The sequence below is a fragment of the Paenibacillus sp. FSL P2-0136 genome (assembly GCF_037975325.1).
GTDB lineage: Bacteria > Bacillota > Bacilli > Paenibacillales > Paenibacillaceae > Paenibacillus_AQ > Paenibacillus_AQ silagei.
Map to the genome: position 1 here is coordinate 7422204 of NZ_CP150244.1, position 19537 is coordinate 7441740.

Annotated in this window: 14 protein-coding genes, 10 tRNA genes, 3 rRNA genes and 1 other RNA gene; 27 read left to right on the top strand and 1 reads right to left on the bottom strand. The window is 51.8% G+C overall.

Annotated elements, in window-relative coordinates; translation table 11 throughout:
• Nucleotides 1-73 precede the first annotated feature (73 nt).
• From rpmE to NYE26_RS32010, 27 genes are all read left to right on the top strand, one after another.
• Nucleotides 74-271 carry a 50S ribosomal protein L31 gene (gene rpmE, locus NYE26_RS31880; RefSeq protein WP_036724459.1) on the top strand — a complete coding sequence of 66 codons (198 nt, stop codon included), beginning with the start codon at nucleotides 74-76 and terminating at the stop codon, nucleotides 269-271.
• A gap of 47 nt (nucleotides 272-318) precedes the next feature.
• Nucleotides 319-587, top strand: an RNA gene (gene ffs, locus NYE26_RS31885) — signal recognition particle sRNA large type.
• Between the two features lie 214 nt (nucleotides 588-801).
• Entirely contained in the window at nucleotides 802-2571 is a 1770-nt protein-coding gene (dnaX, locus tag NYE26_RS31890) for a DNA polymerase III subunit gamma/tau (protein WP_339252755.1), read from the top strand.
• A gap of 49 nt (nucleotides 2572-2620) precedes the next feature.
• Complete coding sequence (locus tag NYE26_RS31895) at nucleotides 2621-2932, top strand: YbaB/EbfC family nucleoid-associated protein (RefSeq protein WP_036698884.1); 312 nt, start codon at nucleotides 2621-2623, stop codon at nucleotides 2930-2932.
• Nucleotides 2933-2968: 36 nt separating this feature from the next.
• Nucleotides 2969-3568, top strand: a complete 600-nt coding sequence (gene recR / locus NYE26_RS31900; protein ID WP_036698882.1) for a recombination mediator RecR — start codon at nucleotides 2969-2971, stop codon at nucleotides 3566-3568.
• Between the two features lie 203 nt (nucleotides 3569-3771).
• Entirely contained in the window at nucleotides 3772-4038 is a 267-nt protein-coding gene (locus NYE26_RS31905; protein WP_076084853.1) for a DUF2508 family protein, read from the top strand.
• 28 nt (nucleotides 4039-4066) lie between these two features.
• On the top strand, nucleotides 4067-4333 hold the full coding sequence (locus NYE26_RS31910; protein WP_076084856.1) for a pro-sigmaK processing inhibitor BofA family protein: 267 nt from the start codon (nucleotides 4067-4069) through the stop codon (nucleotides 4331-4333).
• Nucleotides 4334-4636: 303 nt separating this feature from the next.
• A 16S ribosomal RNA gene (locus NYE26_RS31915) occupies nucleotides 4637-6197 on the top strand.
• A gap of 124 nt (nucleotides 6198-6321) precedes the next feature.
• Nucleotides 6322-6438, top strand: a 5S ribosomal RNA gene (gene rrf, locus NYE26_RS31920).
• 47 nt (nucleotides 6439-6485) lie between these two features.
• Nucleotides 6486-6562: transfer RNA gene (locus NYE26_RS31925), tRNA-Ile, on the top strand.
• A gap of 96 nt (nucleotides 6563-6658) precedes the next feature.
• Nucleotides 6659-6734: transfer RNA gene (locus NYE26_RS31930), tRNA-Ala, on the top strand.
• A 203-nt stretch (nucleotides 6735-6937) separates the two neighbouring features.
• A 23S ribosomal RNA gene (locus NYE26_RS31935) occupies nucleotides 6938-9863 on the top strand.
• The 16S, 23S and 5S rRNA genes sit together here with 10 tRNA genes alongside, the layout of an rRNA operon.
• 80 nt (nucleotides 9864-9943) lie before the next feature.
• Nucleotides 9944-10035 (top strand) — tRNA-Ser (locus NYE26_RS31940).
• 24 nt (nucleotides 10036-10059) lie between these two features.
• Nucleotides 10060-10136: transfer RNA gene (locus NYE26_RS31945), tRNA-Met, on the top strand.
• A gap of 9 nt (nucleotides 10137-10145) precedes the next feature.
• A tRNA-Val gene (locus NYE26_RS31950) sits at nucleotides 10146-10221 on the top strand.
• A 34-nt stretch (nucleotides 10222-10255) separates the two neighbouring features.
• A tRNA-Thr gene (locus NYE26_RS31955) sits at nucleotides 10256-10331 on the top strand.
• An 18-nt stretch (nucleotides 10332-10349) separates the two neighbouring features.
• Nucleotides 10350-10427, top strand: a tRNA-Asp gene (locus NYE26_RS31960).
• A gap of 137 nt (nucleotides 10428-10564) precedes the next feature.
• Nucleotides 10565-10640, top strand: a tRNA-Phe gene (locus NYE26_RS31965).
• Between the two features lie 4 nt (nucleotides 10641-10644).
• Nucleotides 10645-10727, top strand: a tRNA-Tyr gene (locus tag NYE26_RS31970).
• 11 nt (nucleotides 10728-10738) lie between these two features.
• Nucleotides 10739-10811: transfer RNA gene (locus tag NYE26_RS31975), tRNA-Lys, on the top strand.
• A gap of 165 nt (nucleotides 10812-10976) precedes the next feature.
• Nucleotides 10977-12059: a helix-turn-helix domain-containing protein gene (locus tag NYE26_RS31980; RefSeq protein ID WP_235191905.1), complete on the top strand. Its 1083-nt coding sequence runs from the start codon at nucleotides 10977-10979 to the stop codon at nucleotides 12057-12059.
• 109 nt (nucleotides 12060-12168) lie between these two features.
• On the top strand, nucleotides 12169-13290 hold the full coding sequence (gene ugpC, locus NYE26_RS31985; protein WP_036726231.1) for a sn-glycerol-3-phosphate ABC transporter ATP-binding protein UgpC: 1122 nt from the start codon (nucleotides 12169-12171) through the stop codon (nucleotides 13288-13290).
• Between the two features lie 231 nt (nucleotides 13291-13521).
• Nucleotides 13522-14460, top strand: a complete 939-nt coding sequence (gene hprK, locus NYE26_RS31990; RefSeq protein ID WP_339252761.1) for an HPr(Ser) kinase/phosphatase — start codon at nucleotides 13522-13524, stop codon at nucleotides 14458-14460.
• A 12-nt stretch (nucleotides 14461-14472) separates the two neighbouring features.
• Nucleotides 14473-15504 carry a prolipoprotein diacylglyceryl transferase gene (lgt, locus tag NYE26_RS31995; protein ID WP_339252763.1) on the top strand — a complete coding sequence of 344 codons (1032 nt, stop codon included), beginning with the start codon at nucleotides 14473-14475 and terminating at the stop codon, nucleotides 15502-15504.
• A gap of 8 nt (nucleotides 15505-15512) precedes the next feature.
• A complete protein-coding gene (ppaX, locus tag NYE26_RS32000; RefSeq protein ID WP_339252765.1) occupies nucleotides 15513-16172 on the top strand; it encodes a pyrophosphatase PpaX in 660 nt (219 codons plus the stop codon).
• Complete coding sequence (locus NYE26_RS32005; protein ID WP_076077035.1) at nucleotides 16169-16660, top strand: acyltransferase; 492 nt, start codon at nucleotides 16169-16171, stop codon at nucleotides 16658-16660. Before ppaX ends, NYE26_RS32005 begins: the two co-directional genes overlap by 4 nt.
• Nucleotides 16660-17817, top strand: coding sequence for an acyltransferase family protein (locus NYE26_RS32010; protein ID WP_339252768.1), 1158 nt, complete (start codon nucleotides 16660-16662; stop codon nucleotides 17815-17817). Before NYE26_RS32005 ends, NYE26_RS32010 begins: the two co-directional genes overlap by 1 nt.
• Nucleotides 17818-17909: 92 nt before the next feature.
• Here the strand turns inward: NYE26_RS32010 and gntK are convergent, their stop codons facing one another.
• A complete protein-coding gene (gene gntK / locus NYE26_RS32015; protein ID WP_339252770.1) occupies nucleotides 17910-19463 on the bottom strand; it encodes a gluconokinase in 1554 nt (517 codons plus the stop codon).
• Between the last annotated feature and the right edge of the window lie 74 nt (nucleotides 19464-19537).

Here is a 19537-nt window from a genome sequence, read left to right on the forward strand (position 1 = left end):
CTAGAATGTAGCTTGCGTAATCATATAACTCTAGGCCCGCATGAGGCTTAGGGCGTGAGAGGTGAGATTTCATATGCAAACAACCATTCAACCCAAGTACAATGTAACGAAGGTAACCTGCGCTTGCGGTAACACGTTTGAAGCCGGCTCGACAGTACAGGAGCTTCGCGTCGAAATTTGCTCAAGCTGTCACCCGTTCTTCACCGGTAAGCAGAAGTTCCTGGATGCCGGCGGCCGTGTGGACAGATTCAAGAAGAAATACGGTGTCTAATATTGCATAGTTGATTTTTGCCTGTCCGTAAGCTATACTTATCTTCGCCGTGCTAGACGGGGAGGTAGCGGTGCCCTGTAACTCGCAATCCGCTGTAGCGAGGTTGAATTCCTGTTAGAGGTGCTGTCGATGTGAGGCCTTGGTTCCTATGGGCTGTGTTGACGGTTGGGTCCTCCGCAATGAGTGCTTGTGAACCTGGTCAGGTCCGGAAGGAAGCAGCCATAAGCGAGTTTGCTCTTGTGCCGGAGGGTGGCCTAGCCCGAGCAGTTTTGTAGGGTTACCGCTTGGATCGCAGCCATCAATAACAGGTGCACGGTTTAAATAAGGATGATGATAGCGTCTTTGCTACAAGCAAAGATGCTTTTTGTTTTTCTAGGTATCCTAGGTTATGAGATATTATTCCCGCTCTGGCTAATATCCTTACCTTTCGGACGGTGAGCCGCTTCTGCTTGGTCAAAGACTTGGGAATATAGTATAATAAATTAGCGACAAATGCCGGAAAGCGGCAGCCTGAGAGAGGGTAATGCATAGTGGAACATATCGCGCTGTACCGTGCCTGGCGGCCGCAGTCGTTTCAAGATATGGTAGGGCAGCAGCATATTATCCAGACGCTGCAGAATGCGATCCGTGAACAACGGGTTTCGCATGCCTATCTGTTCAGCGGACCGCGGGGAACCGGTAAGACGAGTGCGGCCAAGGTATTGGCCAAGGCAGTCAATTGCGAGCGGGGCCCGGGTCCTGAGCCCTGCAATGAATGTCCGTCCTGCCTGCGGATTACGGCAGGCAACATCATGGACGTTCAGGAGATTGATGCGGCATCCAACCGGGGCGTTGAAGAGATTCGCGATCTGCGGGATAAGGTGAAATATGCACCTACCGAAGTACGCCGTAAAGTGTATATTATTGATGAAGTGCATATGCTGACAACAGAGGCATTCAATGCTCTGCTGAAGACGCTCGAAGAGCCTCCGCAGCATGTGATGTTTATACTGGCGACTACCGAGCCGCACAAGCTTCCGGCTACGATTATCTCGCGTTGCCAGCGGTTTGACTTCCGCCGGGTCTCACTGGAGGAACAGACGGGCCGCCTGACCGAGATTTGCCAGAAGGAAGGCATTACAGCAGATGCAGATGCGCTCCAGTATATCGCCCGCCTGTCTGACGGGGGAATGCGGGATGCGCTCAGCATCCTGGATCAGATCTCATCCTTTACAGATGGGAATGTGACCTATCAGCAGGTGCTGGGAATGACCGGGGGCATCCCCTCCGAGCAGTTCGCGCGTCTGGCGAATGCTATTCTTGAGAGTGACATGGGGCAGCTGCTGGAGCTTGTGGAGCAGATGATGCATGAGGGTAAGAGCGCAGATAAGTGCCTGGAGAATCTTCTGTATTATTTCCGCGATTTACTGATGATCAAGATGGTGCCTGGAGCGGATCAGCTAACGGACCGCGTGCTGAATCCGGCAGATTTCCGCGACATGGCTAAGGCCTTTACCCGCGACCGCTTATTCCTGATTGTGGAGACGCTGAGCCGTTATCTGGGGGAGATGAAGTATGCTACACATCCGCAGACCATATTCGAGGTAGCGCTGATGAAGCTGTGCAGCGGTCCGCAGGATGCTACTGCTCCTTCTGTAGGCGATCCGGCAGTGAATGCAGCCGCAACTGCAGCTGCAAATGGTTCTCCGCAGGTACAGTCCGGTGAGCTGGATCAGCTCAGAGCGCAGATTGCCGCGCTGGAGAAGAAGCTGGAGCAGGCTATTCAAGCCGGCGGAGTTGCCGGCGGCGGGCGTGAGCAGGCAGCGCAGCGCACTGCCCCGCCAAGCGCTCCGCGCGTATCCTCGGCCTCTAAGCTTCCCCCGCAGCTGGATAAGTTTATTGCGGGTAAGGACAGTCCTGATTTTAGCGCGGTCTATAAGCAGTGGAGTCTTGTTCTTCAGGGTGTGAAGGAAGAGAAGGTCACGGTACATGCGTGGTTTGTGGACGGTGAGCCGGTAGCGGTGATGGAAGATGCCGTGCTGGTTGCTTTTAAGAATACCATTCACCGGGATACTACCGAGAAGCCTGCGAACCGGCAGGTCATCGAGAACGTAATGAATGCCAAGCTGGGTAAGCCATTCCGGCTGGTAACTATGATGATGCGTGACTGGAATGAAGCTGCGACGAAATCCGCGGCTTCGGCCGGAACAGAGGAGCTGCGTCTGGAGCATGAGCACGAGAGCGGCGAAGGCAAGTCCGAACCATGGATTGATGAGGCGATCCAGCTCTTTGGAGAAGACCTTGTTGTCATAAAAGAATAAGGATTCAGCTATCAGCGCGAAGATGCGCATCCCAAAGGAGAGATGATCTATGAATAATATGAACCAAATGATGAAGCAGGTTAAAAAAATGCAGGAGCAGATGCTCAAAGCCCAGGAAGAGCTGGGCAGCAAGACAATTGAAGGTTCTTCCGGAGGCGGCGTGGTTACCGTTCAGGTGAACGGACACAAGAAATTGCTGTCCATTCAGATCAAACCGGAGGTTGTAGATCCGGAGGATATCGAAATGCTGCAGGATCTGGTGATCACTGCTGTTAATGATGCTCTTACCCAGGCAGAAGAGTTGGCGAACAACGATATGGGTAAATTCACAGGCGGAATGAAGATTCCTGGCTTGTTCTAGGCTTACTCCACTCCCTGCCAAAGGAGAACCGATACTTTGTATTATCCAGAACCGCTAGCCAAGCTAATAGAAGCTTTTACACGTTTGCCCGGGATTGGCCCGAAGACAGCTGCCCGGCTGGCCTTTCATGTGTTGAACATGAAGGAGGACGAGGTGATTGATTTCGCCAAAGCCCTGGTCAGCGTCAAGCGTAATCTTCATTATTGCTCGGTCTGCTGCAACATAACGGATACCGACCCGTGCCGGATCTGCCAGGACAAAACCCGCGATGCTTCGGTAATCTGTGTGGTTCAGGACTCGAAGGATCTGGTGGCTATCGAACGAACCAAGGAATTTGACGGCTATTATCATGTGCTCCAGGGTGCAATTTCGCCGATGGAAGGCATAGGGCCGGATGATATAAGGCTGAAGGAGCTGCTGACCAGACTCAGCGATGAGCGGGTGAAGGAGCTGATTATGGCTACCAACCCCAACATTGAAGGGGAAGCCACTGCCATGTATATCTCGCGTCTTGTCCGTCCCTTTGAGATCAAGATCACCAGGATAGCCCATGGCTTGCCTGTAGGCGGCGATCTTGAGTATGCGGATGAGGTAACCCTGTCGAAGGCACTGGAAGGCCGTCGTGAGCTGTTCTGAGTGTTGTGCTGTTGTATTATAAGTGTAGGGAGCCCTCGGGCTCCTTTTTTGATTTTCTGAAGAAGCGCTCATATTCTGCTAAAAGTTCTGCTAAGCTCCCTCTCCCGGTTCTAAGTTTGTCCCTATTCCGATATGTATGAGATTAACGGGTGTGAATCACCGGTTGCATCTGCAGTTATTCATATATCTTAGGAGGGATTGCAATGGGTTGGTGGAGTACCAAGTGGCTGAGCGGGAATACGGATAAGGAAAAGGCAGTGCAGACGGAAGAGGAATGGGGGACAGTATACCAAGAGGTACGTAAAGCGCAGTCTGAATGGGAGCGGGCTTACCTGATGTTTGATGAGGCACTGGGCCAGGATCAGATTGACTATGCAATCTATATCCTGGAGGCGGCTGAGCGCAAATATCAGATACACCTTAAGGATGCCAAGCGGCTGGGGCTTAACCGGAGCCAGCTGCAAGTATGAACAGAATGAGTCAGCGAGGAGGAGAACAATGCTAAGAACTGTTGCGATGGGTGTGCTGATTATATCTGCAGCGCTGCTGGTCCTGATTGTATTCAGGAAAAGACTGGGCTGGGCTTGGTTGAGTGTATTTGGAACCCATCTTATATTGGCGGCGCTCGGGATTTATATCGTTAATTTCTCAGGAGTTGTAAGCGATCTGCACATTCCGCTTAACCCTACAACCATAGGTGCTGTAACCATTCTTGGGCTGCCGGGAGTGGCGCTGTTATTGGGATTAAAATTAACTTTGTTTTAGAGGTTGACGAAGGCTCCTGATTCATGATACATTAAGTCTCGGCCCTTTGGACAGGAGATCTTCGGATCACTTGCTGGAAGCTAAAGCGAAAAAAGAAATTAAAAAAACGCTTGACTGAAACAAGGGTGCTGTGATATATTATAAAGGTCGCTGCTGAGACAAACATCAACGACAAAAGATGAGACATTGATCTTTGAAAACTGAACAACGAGTGAGTGGGAAATCACTTCGGTGAGATCCAAAAATGAGAATGTAAATTCTCGTCAGATGTTTCAAAATGAGCAATCGCTCTTTCTAAATACCAATTTGGAGAGTTTGATCCTGGCTCAGGACGAACGCTGGCGGCATGCCTAATACATGCAAGTCGAGCGGAGTTTGAGAGGAAGCTTGCTTCCTTTCAGACTTAGCGGCGGACGGGTGAGTAACACGTAGGCAACCTGCCCTCAAGCCTGGGATAACTACCGGAAACGGTAGCTAATACCGGATAATTTCTTTTTTCTCCTGAGAGAAGAATGAAAGGCGGAGCAATCTGCTGCTTGGGGATGGGCCTGCGGCGCATTAGCTAGTTGGTGGGGTAACGGCCCACCAAGGCGACGATGCGTAGCCGACCTGAGAGGGTGAACGGCCACACTGGGACTGAGACACGGCCCAGACTCCTACGGGAGGCAGCAGTAGGGAATCTTCCGCAATGGGCGCAAGCCTGACGGAGCAATGCCGCGTGAGTGATGAAGGTTTTCGGATCGTAAAGCTCTGTTGCCAGGGAAGAACGTCCGGTAGAGTAACTGCTGCCGGAGTGACGGTACCTGAGAAGAAAGCCCCGGCTAACTACGTGCCAGCAGCCGCGGTAATACGTAGGGGGCAAGCGTTGTCCGGAATTATTGGGCGTAAAGCGCGCGCAGGCGGTTATTTAAGTCTGGTGTTTAAACCTTGGGCTCAACCTGAGGTCGCACTGGAAACTGGGTGACTTGAGTACAGAAGAGGAAAGTGGAATTCCACGTGTAGCGGTGAAATGCGTAGATATGTGGAGGAACACCAGTGGCGAAGGCGACTTTCTGGGCTGTAACTGACGCTGAGGCGCGAAAGCGTGGGGAGCAAACAGGATTAGATACCCTGGTAGTCCACGCCGTAAACGATGAGTGCTAGGTGTTAGGGGTTTCGATACCCTTGGTGCCGAAGTTAACACAGTAAGCACTCCGCCTGGGGAGTACGGTCGCAAGACTGAAACTCAAAGGAATTGACGGGGACCCGCACAAGCAGTGGAGTATGTGGTTTAATTCGAAGCAACGCGAAGAACCTTACCAGGTCTTGACATCCAACTAACGAAGCAGAGATGCATCAGGTGCCCTTCGGGGAAAGTTGAGACAGGTGGTGCATGGTTGTCGTCAGCTCGTGTCGTGAGATGTTGGGTTAAGTCCCGCAACGAGCGCAACCCTTGACTTTAGTTGCCAGCAGGTGAAGCTGGGCACTCTAGAGTGACTGCCGGTGACAAACCGGAGGAAGGTGGGGATGACGTCAAATCATCATGCCCCTTATGACCTGGGCTACACACGTACTACAATGGCCGGTACAACGGGAAGCGAAGCCGCGAGGTGGAGCCAATCCCAGCAAAGCCGGTCTCAGTTCGGATTGCAGGCTGCAACTCGCCTGCATGAAGTCGGAATTGCTAGTAATCGCGGATCAGCATGCCGCGGTGAATACGTTCCCGGGTCTTGTACACACCGCCCGTCACACCACGAGAGTTTACAACACCCGAAGTCGGTGGGGTAACCCGCAAGGGAGCCAGCCGCCGAAGGTGGGGTAGATGATTGGGGTGAAGTCGTAACAAGGTAGCCGTATCGGAAGGTGCGGCTGGATCACCTCCTTTCTATGGAGAATCGTCTTCTGCAATGAAGACATTCAAATCGGAAGCTTTGCTTCCACAATAGAACCTTCGGGTTCGGACACTCACTCGTGTTCAGTTTTGAAAGAGCAAGTCTCTTTCGTATGCGTTTGGTGGCGATAGCGGAGGGGTTCCACACGTACCCATCCCGAACACGACCGTTAAGCCCTCCAGCGCCGATGGTACTTGGACCGAAGGGTCCTGGGAGAGTAGGACGCCGCCAAGCGAACAATCAATTCATTGATTGTTTCACTACTGCAAGTTTTGTTATATGGGCTTTTAGCTCAGTTGGTTAGAGCGCACCTCTGATAAGGGTGAGGTCGGTGGTTCGAGTCCACCAAGGCCCACCATATAACAATCTGGAATTGAATGGCAAGTACCGGGGTCCCCGAAAAGTAATCGGAATTAACCTCGAAGCTACACCTCACTTTTTGGGGTGATTATATGGGGCCATAGCTCAGCTGGGAGAGCGCCTGCCTTGCAAGCAGGAGGTCAGCGGTTCGATCCCGCTTGGCTCCACCAATCATGTTTTACAACAGTATATGCACATTGTCTGTTATTTCGAACATCACAGTCGTGATTGTTTCATAATAACAGCAACTTGATCCTTGAAAACTGGATACCGAAACGAATTTGCGTTTTAGAACATTCCTTTAAGCTGAACTTGTGTAAACAAGTTTCATATTAATGGCGATACTAGCGATTTTCCTTAGGGAAAACGCATTGGTTAAGCTACTAAGAGCACACGGAGGATGCCTAGGCGCCAGGAGCCGACGAAGGACGTGGCGAACAACGAAACTGCCTCGGGGAGCTGTAAGCAAGCTTTGATCCGGGGGTGTCCGAATGGGGAAACCCAGCTGTGGTAATTCGCAGTTACTCATTTCTGAATACATAGGAAATGCAGAGGCAGACCAGGGGAACTGAAACATCTAAGTACCCTGAGGAAGAGAAAACAATAGTGATTCCGTCAGTAGCGGCGAGCGAACGCGGAACAGCCTAAACCAAGGGGCTTGCCTCTTGGGGTTGTGGGACGTCTCACATGGAGTTACAAAGGAATTCAGTAGGCGAAGAGGTCTGGAAAGGCCCGCGATAGAGGTAAAAGCCCTGTAGCCTAAACTGTGTTCTCTCCGAGACGGATCCCGAGTAGTGCGGGGCACGTGAAACCCCGTATGAATCCAGCAGGACCATCTGCTAAGGCTAAATACTACCTGGCGACCGATAGTGAAACAGTACCGTGAGGGAAAGGTGAAAAGCACCCCGGAAGGGGAGTGAAATAGAACCTGAAACCGTGTGCTTACAAAAAGTCAGAGCCCTCTTTATGGGTGATGGCGTGCCTTTTGTAGAATGAACCGGCGAGTTACGTTTAACATGCAAGGTTAAGGTGAGAAGCCGGAGCCGCAGCGAAAGCGAGTCTGAATAGGGCGACTAAGTATGTGGACGTAGACCCGAAACCGTGTGATCTACCCCTGTCCAGGGTGAAGGTGCGGTAACACGCACTGGAGGCCCGAACCCACGCATGTTGAAAAATGCGGGGATGAGGTGGGGGTAGCGGAGAAATTCCAATCGAACTCGGAGATAGCTGGTTCTCCCCGAAATAGCTTTAGGGCTAGCCTCGGTGAATGGAGTGGTGGAGGTAGAGCACTGATTGGGTGCGGGGCCCGCAAGGGTTACCAAGCTCAGTCAAACTCCGAATGCCATTAACTTCTTGCCGGGAGTCAGACAGTGAGTGCTAAGATCCATTGTCAAAAGGGAAACAGCCCAGACCATCAGCTAAGGTCCCCAAGTGTGTGTTAAGTGGGAAAGGATGTGGAGTTGCACAGACAACCAGGATGTTGGCTTAGAAGCAGCCACCATTGAAAGAGTGCGTAATAGCTCACTGGTCGAGTGACTCTGCGCCGAAAATGTAACGGGGCTAAACACACCACCGAAGCTATGGCTAGATGCTTTGCATCTGGGGTAGGGGAGCGTTGTATGTGGGTTGAAGGTGTACCGTAAGGAGCGCTGGACAGCATACAAGTGAGAATGCCGGTATGAGTAACGAAAAGATCAGTGAGAATCTGATCCGCCGAAAGCCCAAGGTTTCCTGAGGAAGGCTCGTCCGCTCAGGGTAAGTCGGGACCTAAGGCGAGGCCGACAGGCGTAGTCGAAGGACAACAGTTTGAAATTACTGTACCACCGTAATCCGCTATGAGCGATGGGGTGACGCAGGAGGGTAGTGACGCGGACTGATGGATGTCCGTCTAAGCAGTGAGGCTGGTGTGCAGGCAAATCCGCACATCGTAAGGCTGGGCTGTGATGGGGAGCGAAAATTACAGTAGCGAAGGTCATGATCTCACACTGCCAAGAAAAGCCTCTAGTCAGGAGAAGGTGCCCGTACCGCAAACCGACACAGGTAGGCGAGAAGAGAATTCTAAGGCGCGCGGAAGAACTCTCGTTAAGGAACTCGGCAAAATGACCCCGTAACTTCGGGAGAAGGGGTGCCTCGGTAGGGTGAATAGCCCGAGGGGGCCGCAGTGAAAAGGCCCAAGCGACTGTTTAGCAAAAACACAGGTCTGTGCGAAGCCGCAAGGCGAAGTATACGGGCTGACGCCTGCCCGGTGCTGGAAGGTTAAGGGGAGCGGTTAGGAGCAATCCGAAGCTGTGAACCGAAGCCCCAGTAAACGGCGGCCGTAACTATAACGGTCCTAAGGTAGCGAAATTCCTTGTCAGGTAAATTCTGACCCGCACGAATGGCGTAACGACTTGGGCGCTGTCTCAACGAGAGATCCGGTGAAATTTTAATACCTGTGAAGATGCAGGTTACCCGCGACAAGACGGAAAGACCCCATGGAGCTTTACTGCAGCTTGATATTGAATTTGGGTACGATCTGTACAGGATAGGTGGGAGCCGTGGAGGCAGGAGCGCAAGCTTCTGCGGAGGCGCCGTTGGGATACCACCCTGATCGTATCTAGGTTCTAACCTAGTGCCCTTATCGGGTACGGGGACCGTGTCAGGCGGGCAGTTTGACTGGGGCGGTCGCCTCCTAAAGAGTAACGGAGGCGTTCAAAGGTTCCCTCAGAATGGTTGGAAATCATTCGCAGAGTGCAAAGGCATAAGGGAGCTTGACTGCGAGACCTACAAGTCGAGCAGGGACGAAAGTCGGACTTAGTGATCCGGTGGTACCGCATGGAAGGGCCATCGCTCAACGGATAAAAGCTACCCTGGGGATAACAGGCTTATCTCCCCCAAGAGTCCACATCGACGGGGAGGTTTGGCACCTCGATGTCGGCTCATCGCATCCTGGGGCTGAAGTAGGTCCCAAGGGTTGGGCTGTTCGCCCATTAAAGCGGTACGCGAGCTGGGTTCAGAACGTCGTGAGACAGTTCGGTCCCTATCTGTCGTGGGCGCAGGAAATTTGAGAGGAGCTGTCCTTAGTACGAGAGGACCGGGATGGACGTACCGCTGGTGCATCAGTTGTTCCGCCAGGAGCATGGCTGAGTAGCTACGTACGGACGGGATAAGCGCTGAAAGCATCTAAGCGTGAAGCCCCCCTCAAGATGAGATTTCCCAACATGTAAGACCCCTTGAAGACGACGAGGTAGATAGGTTGGAGGTGGAAGTGCAGCAATGCATGGAGCTGACCAATACTAATCGGTCGAGGGCTTATCCAAAAAATAATTCGCAGATTCGTTTCGGATTCAGTTTTCAGGAATCAATTTCCTGTGCGGATTTACATGGCTACCATTAATTTGGAGAGATACCCAAGTGGCTATAAGGGGACCCTCTGCTAAGGGGTTAGACTGCGTAAGCGGTGCGAGGGTTCGAATCCCTCTCTCTCCGCCATTATAAATCCAATACTTGTAGTGTGGCGGCGTAGCTCAGCTGGCTAGAGCGTACGGTTCATACCCGTGAGGTCGGGGGTTCGATCCCCTCTGCCGCTACCATACATACCCGGAGGCTTAGCTCAGCTGGGAGAGCATCTGCCTTACAAGCAGAGGGTCGGGGGTTCGAACCCCTCAGCCTCCACCATTTTTATGTTTGAAATTTTATTACCTTACACCGTGCCGGTGTAGCTCAACTGGTAGAGCAACTGACTTGTAATCAGTAGGTTGGGGGTTCAAGTCCTCTCGCCGGCACCATTTTTAAGAGCAAATTGTGGAACCGTGGTGTAGTTGGCCTAACATGCCTGCCTGTCACGCAGGAGATCGCGGGTTCGAATCCCGTCGGTTCCGCCATTTTCAATGGCATAAGGGATGAGAATTCCCTGGGTTCGTTGAAGCATAGGCATCGTAAGGAATACTTCGCAATCTCGTAACGGAGTGAAGAGTATCCCGCCCTGTTCCGACATTTTTTTGTTTTTAGGTTTGTTTATGGCTCGGTAGCTCAGTCGGTAGAGCAAAGGACTGAAAATCCTTGTGTCGGGGGTTCGATTCCCTCCCGCGCCACCATCATGGAGGCTTAGCGAAGTGGCCAAACGCATCAGACTGTAAATCTGCTCACGTACGTGTTCGGTGGTTCGAATCCATCAGCCTCCATCCCTTTTTAGGAGCCATTAGCTCAGTTGGTAGAGCACCTGACTTTTAATCAGGGTGTCGAAGGTTCGAGTCCTTCATGGCTCATCTTAAGTCAAACGGTCATCACTTTAGGGTGGTGGCCTTTTTTGTATTTTGATACATGATCCAAGTATGCTCGTAAGCGCAAATTCCGCATTTTACAGCAAAATATGATAAAATAAGCGAAAAAAGCAAAAGTGGTGGAGAATGGTGATGATGGATAGTGAGGGTTTGCGTCAAAAATTGGAGCAACTCACCGGAAAGAGGACCGGAATCAAGCAGCTGGGGAGACAGCATTCCGCTTCACTTTTTGGCATAGGTACGGATAAGGATCAGGAACTGCCGGTCATTCATGAGGGTTATCTCTGGATTCCCCTCTATGAGAATGATGGCCGTGTTACAGCAGTGTGGGTGGAGACAGAGGGGCTGTCGCCGCTGGAGCTGGAGCTGGTGAATTATGCCGGACGCAATTTTGCGGTAGCGCTGAAGGCAACCGGGTTCAAGGAAGAAGGGGAGATGGAGGCGCGGCAGCTTAGCGGCTGGCTGAATGCCCAACTGGAGCAGGAGAAGGACGATGCGGAGATCCCGGATGAAATCTCGCTGAAGGGCCGGCTGTTCGGAGATATGATTCCGTTCATGCTGGTAAGCGAGAATGTTCATAATCCGCAGATGACGTATCGCTCCTTAATGAAGCTGCTGCGCAGTTATTTCGAGAATGATGTATTGCTGGTTCCCCTGCAGGATAAGGAATGGTTAATTTTAGCCCGTAAGGAACTCCTCACAGGCGGAGATGATAAAGAGGATGAGGAAGAGAGTGCTGAGGATCTGCTGTCACAGACTTCTATGGGGCTGCATGAACTGATTGCCAGCGAGTGGGTTGGCGTCTTCCATCTGGCGGTCTCTCCAGCCATTATCCCGGTTAAAGGTCTGACAGGAGCAGTCGCCTTGCTGCGGGAGACCATTATTCTTGGCCGTATCTTCCAGGTAGGCGATTATATTCATCTGCCGTGGGAGCTGCACATGGAGCGGCTGGTTAACAGTATTCCGGATGACCGGCGGAGACAGCTGCTGGGCCAGATCGGTGATTACACGGCGGTACTGGCGGATAAGGAAATGCTGCTGACGCTGGAGAGTTTTTTTGAAATGGACTGCAATGTCAGTGAAACCGCCAAGAAGCTGTACATTCACCGCAACACGCTGCTCTACAGGCTGGACAAGATTAAACAGGAGACGGGGGCCGATGTCCGCAGCTTTGGGGATGCCGCTATTGTGAAGCTTGCCATGTTATTGTATAAAGTGACGAAAAGAAAATAGGTTTTTTGTGAACCTTGCAAATAGCCATGAGGCCGGCTCTGGGGTAAGATAAGTGTACAAGAAAGCGTTTGATTTTCTAATCCAATACTAGACTCGAGGGGGAAATACAATGGCAGGCGTACGTTTAGAGCATATTTTCAAAAAATACCCGGGTTCCGATAAAGCAACAGTAATCGATATCAATCTTGATATTAAAGATAAGGAATTCCTCGTACTGGTTGGTCCTTCCGGTTGCGGTAAATCCACAACCCTGCGTATGATCGCTGGTCTGGAAGAAATCTCTGAAGGTAAAATGTACATTGGTGACCGTGTAGTGAATGACGTTGCTCCTAAAGACCGTGATATCGCGATGGTATTCCAATCCTACGCCTTGTACCCGCACATGAGTGTATATCAGAACATGGCTTTCGGTCTGAAATTGCGCAAAGTGAAGAAAGAAGAAATCGACAAGAAAGTGCGCGAAGCAGCGAAAATCCTGGATATCGAGCACTTGCTGGAACGCAAACCTAAGGCACTGTCCGGTGGTCAACGTCAACGTGTCGCTCTCGGCCGCGCAATCGTCCGTGATCCACAAGTCTTCTTGATGGATGAGCCTCTTTCCAACTTGGATGCTAAACTTCGTGGTCAAATGCGTGCTGAAATCACTAAGCTGGTGAAACGCCTTGAAACTACTTGTATTTATGTAACGCATGACCAGACAGAAGCAATGACGATGGGTGACCGTATCGTAGTTATGTACGATGGTATCATCCAGCAGGCGGCTTCCCCTGAAGAACTGTACAATGAGCCTACGAACCTGTTCGTAGCCGGATTTATCGGTTCCCCTACCATGAACTTTATCAACGGTACTCTTTCCGAAGTGAACGGCGCTGTCCGTTTCCGTGCAGAGAACCTTGATGTTGAAGTTCCAGGCGGCAAAGCTACAATCCTGCGTAACAAAGGCTTCATCGGTAAAGATGTAATCATGGGCGTTCGTCCAGAAGACATTCATGAAGAGCCAGTGTTCCTGGAAGCTTCTCCTAACACAATCTTCACTTCGATGGTTGATGTTACGGAAAACCTTGGTCATGAAATGCTCCTCTACTTGAGCGGTCTTGGCAATAACACTGTAATTGCACGTGTAGATGGACGTTCCACTACCCGTGAAGGCAGTAAGCCTAGATTGGCCATCGACATGAACAAAGTCCACATCTTCGACAAAGAATCCGAACTTAACGTTCTGCTGGGATAAGATCTCTGCAGGGTGAACATAGTTTATAATGAAGAAAGCCGCCTGGTTAGGCGGCTTTTTCTTGTAATGATCATGGTGGAATGGAACGATAACCGCTGGGGTTAAGATTGCATTCACTGGCATAATCCATTAAGATAGCAGGAGAATTACCTGTAGCTGGAATGGATAAAGATGTAACCGGTATGCGGGGAAGCGGCATAAGCCGCGGGTGACGAAAGGACGGACACATATATGGCTAAGAAGGTAAAAGTATCGGAATTGGTGCAGCATTTTCAATTAGAGGTAGTATCCGGACATGAAGGTCTGAAAAGACCGATCACAGTGGATGATTTGAACCGTCCCGGGCTGGAAATGGCCGGTTATTTCGAATATTATCCAGAAGAACGTGTACAGCTATTAGGCAAAACAGAGCTGGCTTTCTTCTCTATGCTCTCAGAGGAAGAACGGAAAAGCCGGGTACGCGGTATCTGTAACGACAATACCCCGTGTATCGTCATTACTCGTGGGCTGGATATTCCGCAGGAGCTTGTGGATATCAGCAACGAGAAGGGACTTCCTGTGCTGCGCAGCTCGATGGCGACGACCATTTTCTCAAGCAGACTGACCAGCTTCCTTGAGGGCAGACTGGCACCGACAGCAACAATTCACGGTGTTCTCTGTGATGTGTATGGGGTAGGGATGCTGATTACAGGCACCAGCGGCATTGGTAAAAGTGAAACCGCGCTGGAACTGGTTAAACGCGGTCATCGCCTGATTGCCGATGATGCGGTGGAAATCCGCCAGACTTCGGATAATCAGCTTCATGGTACCGCACCGGAATTAATCCGTCACTTGCTGGAGATCCGCGGTGTCGGGATTATTAATGTTATGACGCTCTTTGGAGCAGGCGCTATCCGTAATCACAAGCGGATTACTCTGGTGGTCAGACTGGAAGCCTGGCAGCAGGACAAGCAGTATGACCGTCTGGGACTGGATGAGGAGACGACACGGATTATTGATACCGATGTGCCGCTGGTTACCATCCCTGTCCGTCCGGGACGTAACCTCGCTGTCATTATCGAGGTGGCGGCGATGAATTACCGGCTCAAGCAAATGGGCTTTAATGCCGCGCTGCAATTTACGAATAAACTTACCGCCACCATCTCAGAAGATATGGATGATCTCGATTAGGAGTGTGAGAGCATGTTTTATTCACTAGCGATTGACCCGATTGTCTTCTCGATTGGATCACTGCCGGTTCACTGGTATGGCCTGATTTTGGGTCTTGGTGCGCTTACCGGGCTCTTCCTATGTATTCAAGAAGGCAAACGCTTCAACATTCCTCAGGAGTTCTTCATGGATATGTTGCTGTTAGGCTTGCCATCGGCTATTATTGGGGCGCGGCTATACTTCGTAGCCTTCAAGTGGGAAGACTATAAGGATAATCTGCTCGATATCTTCAAGGTCTGGAATGGCGGTATTGCGATTTATGGCGCCCTGATTGGCGCGATTATCTGCGGGATTATTTATTTCCGCTATAAAGGCTATCCGTTCTGGCGCATCGTGGATATCTGTGCTCCCGGACTGCTTGCCGGCCAGATGATCGGACGGTGGGGTAATTTCATCAACCAGGAAGCCTATGGCGGTGTGGTAGAGGAATCGTTCCTGCGGGATAAGCTGCATTTGCCGGACTTTATCGTTAATCAAATGTACATAGGGGATGCTTTTCACCATCCGACCTTCCTGTACGAATCACTCTGGAGTCTGCTGGGCATTCTGCTCCTCATGGTGCTGCGCCGCCAGAAGTTCGTCCGTGCCGGAGAAATCTTCATGTCCTACTTTATCTGGTACTCCATCGGCCGCTTCTTCATTGAAGCTCTGCGTACGGACAGTCTTGCCTTTGACGGCAGCAGCGGTGTGGCAACCTTCATTAACGGGCTGTGGAGTCCAATGAAGTGGATGGGCTTCGAGCAAGGCTATCTTGACCCGGCTTACGGGAATATCCGTATCTCTCAGCTGCTCGCGCTGCTCATTATTGTGGTTGCCATTGCACTGATTATTGTACGGCGGGTTAGCGGACAGCCGAAGGCACATTACCTGGACCCGATCATCAGCACCAAACCGGCAGCGGCAGATGCGGTAGTTCCAGAGAGTGCTGTGAATACGCCTCAGAAGCCTTCTCAGCCAGTTCAGCCGGTGGAAGATCCCTCTAAAGATAAGGAAACAAAGGAGTAATACAATCAATGATAGAATGCGTGTTATTTGATCTGGACGGAACGATTGTGAATACGAATGAGCTGATCATCAATTCGTTCATGCATGCGCTGAAGGAGAATAACCTGCCGGCGCTGACCCGGGAACAGATCATTCCCTTGATGGGAACTACACTTCAGCAGCAGCTAGGCGCATTCTCCGGCCTGGAGCTGAAGGATATAGGCGTGCTGGAACGGTCCTACCGTTCGTACAACAATGCGCATCATGATGAGCTGGTCCAAGCTTTTCCCTATGTGAATGAGACGATGGAGGAGCTGCAGCGCCGGGGAATCAAGCTTGGGATTGTGACCACGAAGATCCGGCCTAACACATTGAAGTCACTGGAAATGTTCGATCTGTTGAAATATATGGAGACGATTGTTACGGTGAATGATGTGACTCATCCGAAGCCGCATCCGGAGCCGGTGCTCACGGCAGTGGCCAATCTGGGTGTTGATCCAGCCAAGACACTGATGGTGGGGGATAGTGCTGTCGATATTCAGTCTGCCAAGGCAGCAGGTGTGCTTGTAGCAGGGGTAGCCTGGTCGCTTAAGGGTGAGGCTGTGCTGCGCACCTATGAACCGGATTACATCATCCAGGAGATGAAGGACTTGTACTCAATTGTGGAGCAGGAGACTATGCAGCCGTGAGAAAGATAACCCGTTATCCCGTGGAGGGGCATAATTCGCTCTGGCATATTTACCGCACGGTCAGCCCGTGGAAGGGTGTGCGCAATTTTATTTTTATCCAGATTGCCCGTTATTGCCCGATTCTGCCGCTCAAGAACTGGATTTACCGCCGGGTGCTCGGGATGAAGATAGGTAAGCATACTGCGTTTGGACTTATGGCGATGGTGGATGTTTTTTTTCCGGAGAAGATCTCTATTGGGGAGAACACGGTTATCGGCTATAACACTACAATCTTGGCCCATGAGTACCTCATCAAGGAGTATCGGCTGGGTGAAGTTATGATCGGCGAGAATGTAATGATTGGGGCTAACACGACTATTCTCCCTGGGGTTACGATTGGGGATGGGGCTACGGTTGCGGCGGGATCGGTGGTTCACAAAGATGTTGCTGCCGGTTCATTCGTCGGGGGGAATCCGCTCCGCGAGCTGCGTAAACAGGAGGAATCATAATGGCTCAAAAGGAAAGAATTCCACAGCTTGATATTTTTCGGGCAATCGCTATTTTTGCGGTGATCGCCATTCATGCCACTTCACGCACGTTGGCTGAGACACTGGGCACTTCCATGTTCCCTCCGTTTCTGTTTATTAACAAGTTCAGCCAGTTTGCGGTGCCTTCCTTTATATTCTTAAGCGGGTTCGTCCTGTTCTACAATTATATTGACCGTCCGCTGGGCGGGAAGGTACTGGCCAAATTCTACAGCCGCAGACTGATCTATATTATTGTGCCTTATCTTGTGTTTACGGTGCTGTATTTTGGACTGAAAATGACGGCCGGTCATACCTGGGGGATGCCTCTTCAGGAGATGGGCGGGAAGTTCTTCAAGTATCTATGGACGGGTACGGCGTATACACATCTCTACTATATCATCATCATTATCCAGTTCTATCTGCTGTTCCCTTTGATACTATGGTGTCTGCAGAAAGTCCGGCATCTCGCGGCCTGGGCACCTGTCATCGGGCTTGCGTTACAGTGGGGCTTCGTGCTGCTTAACAAATATATGGTGAACCATGGGTATTGGCAGCTGTCCAAGGGGAGTCTGGCCATTACATATTTCTCGTATTTCCTGCTAGGTGCGGCGATTGCGATCTACTACAGCTCCTTGAAAAAGTGGCTGGTTCCCTCCCGCGAAGGCTGGCGTTCCGGTAAAGGGACAAGCTGGGTGGTACTATGGCTCTTATGGGCGGCTGCCGGAGCTTACCATGTGGTCTTGTGGTATAACAACTATACGAAGAAAACAGTAATCAATAGTCTATGGTACGAAGGGTTCTCGAACCTGCATGCCTTGCTCTCTTGTCTGGTACTGTTCCAGCTGTCCTTCCTGCTGTACGGGGCAGGACGCAGCTTGCTGAGCAGACTGCTGCTCTCGGCCGGGGCGTGCTCCTTCGGTATCTATCTGCTCCATCCGCTGTTGCTGTTCATGTACCGGAAGCTGCCGTTCCACGGCGGATCGCTGGCCTATACGGCGGCAATAGCGGGCGGCTGGCTGGTGGCCCTCCTGGGCTCCTGGCTAGTGGTTGCGCTTGCCTTCCGTTATGTGAAGCCGGCCTGGATGGTGTTCGGCTCTGCACCGCAGAAGCCGGCAGCAGCGCCAAAGGCGACAGTGTAGACTTAGGCTAAGTTCATATATTGAAAGCGCCGGCTGGCCGCATCTGCGGCTGTCCGGCGCTTTGCTGTAAGCAGGCGGTTCTGGAAAACACGTTAGCCGGGCTGTTCCCCCGCCTGCTCGCGCTGGAAGTCGGCGATAGCCTGATACTGATCCTCCAGACTGCGGGATACCGAGATGAAGATGGGCAGCAGCTGTTTGTAGGCTTTGGCGTGGGCAGTAACCGGCTCATGCCGGTAAGTGGAGCCAATCATGCTGAAGACAGCATCCAAGGAATCGATCCGCCGGATGGCGTATAATCCCAGTACAACAGCGCCGAGGCAAGAGCTCTCGAAGCTCTCAGGGACGACTACCTCCTGATCGAAAATATCCGCCATCATCTGCCGCCATAGCGCCGAGCGGGCGAAGCCGCCGGTAGCCAGGATTCTAACGGGCTCGCCGATACATTCCTCCATGGCCAGCAATACGGTGTACATATTGAAGATGACACCTTCAAGCACCGCACGGATCATATGCTCCTTACGGTGATTCATGCTTAACCCGAAGAAGGAGCCGCGGGCATCAGGATTCCACAGCGGTGCGCGTTCTCCGGTCAGATACGGATGGAAGAGCAGTCCGTTGCTGCCGGGCGGCACCTGCTCGGCGATCCGGGTTAATACTTCGTAGGGATCAATGCCCAGGCGCTTCGCCGTCTCTACTTCAGAAGCAGCGAACTCATCACGCACCCAGCGGAAGAGCATCCCCCCGTTATTCACGGGGCCGCCAATCACCCAATGCTTGTCTGTCAGGGCGTAGCAGAAGATCCGTCCTTTGGGGTCGGTCAGCGGATGGTCAACTACAGTACGGATGGCACCGCTTGTGCCTATCGTTGCAGCGATTACCCCCGGCTCCATTGCCCCTACGCCCAGGTTGGACAGAACGCCGTCACTGGCGCCTACTACAAACGGAGTGTCCGTGAGCAGACCGAGCTTTCCGGTAAGCTCCGGAAGCAGGCCCTGCAGGATATGGGTGGTCGGGACCGGACGGGATAGCCGCTCTGGAGTAACACCGGCAATCCGGAGCGCCTCCTCGTCCCAGTCGAGCTTCTCCAGATTGAACATGCCGGTGGCAGAGGCGATGGAATGGTCAATCACATATTCTCCGAACAACCGGAAGAAAATATATTCTTTGATGGAGATGAACTTGTAGGTCTGACGGAACAGCTCGGGCTGCTCCTCGCCCAGCCACATCAGCTTGGTGATTGGAGACATAGGGTGTATAGGCGTTCCTGTCCGCAGGTAGAGCTCATGTCCATTCAATTCATCCTTCAACCGCCGGGCATAGCGGCTGCTCCGGTTATCAGCCCAGGTGATACAGGCGGTCAGTGGCTTACCCGCAGGATCTACAGCGATGACGCTATGCATAGCGGAGCTGAACGAGACCAGCAGAATGGATTCAGGTGTTGCAAGGCTCTCCTGCATGACCGCTGCTATGGTATGAATCACGGCTTCCAGAATCTGCTCCGGGTCTTGTTCTGCAACAGAGGGGGAGGGCTGATGCAGTGGATAGCCCTGATTGCTCTGAGCGACAATTGTTCCGTTCTCCTCAAAGAGGACAGCCTTCGTGCTGGTGGTTCCAATATCAACGCCAATCATATAGGATGTACTCAAGCCGTCAGTCCTTCTTTCTGCTTCTGAATTAGATACCGGGAATACTTAATGGAGGAAATAAAGTACAATCATAT

Excerpts from the sequence above, each read along its gene's own strand:
- ppaX (WP_339252765.1), top strand. The coding sequence starts at position 15,513 with ATGATAGAATGCGTGTTATTTGATCTGGACGGAACGATTGTGAATACG.
- NYE26_RS31895 (WP_036698884.1), top strand. The coding sequence starts at position 2,621 with ATGAATAATATGAACCAAATGATGAAGCAGGTTAAAAAAATGCAGGAG.
- NYE26_RS31905 (WP_076084853.1), top strand. The coding sequence starts at position 3,772 with ATGGGTTGGTGGAGTACCAAGTGGCTGAGCGGGAATACGGATAAGGAA.
- lgt (WP_339252763.1), top strand. The coding sequence starts at position 14,473 with ATGTTTTATTCACTAGCGATTGACCCGATTGTCTTCTCGATTGGATCA.
- rpmE (WP_036724459.1), top strand. The coding sequence starts at position 74 with ATGCAAACAACCATTCAACCCAAGTACAATGTAACGAAGGTAACCTGC.
- NYE26_RS32010 (WP_339252768.1), top strand. The coding sequence starts at position 16,660 with ATGGCTCAAAAGGAAAGAATTCCACAGCTTGATATTTTTCGGGCAATC.
- hprK (WP_339252761.1), top strand. The coding sequence starts at position 13,522 with ATGGCTAAGAAGGTAAAAGTATCGGAATTGGTGCAGCATTTTCAATTA.
- ugpC (WP_036726231.1), top strand. The coding sequence starts at position 12,169 with ATGGCAGGCGTACGTTTAGAGCATATTTTCAAAAAATACCCGGGTTCC.
- NYE26_RS31910 (WP_076084856.1), top strand. The coding sequence starts at position 4,067 with ATGCTAAGAACTGTTGCGATGGGTGTGCTGATTATATCTGCAGCGCTG.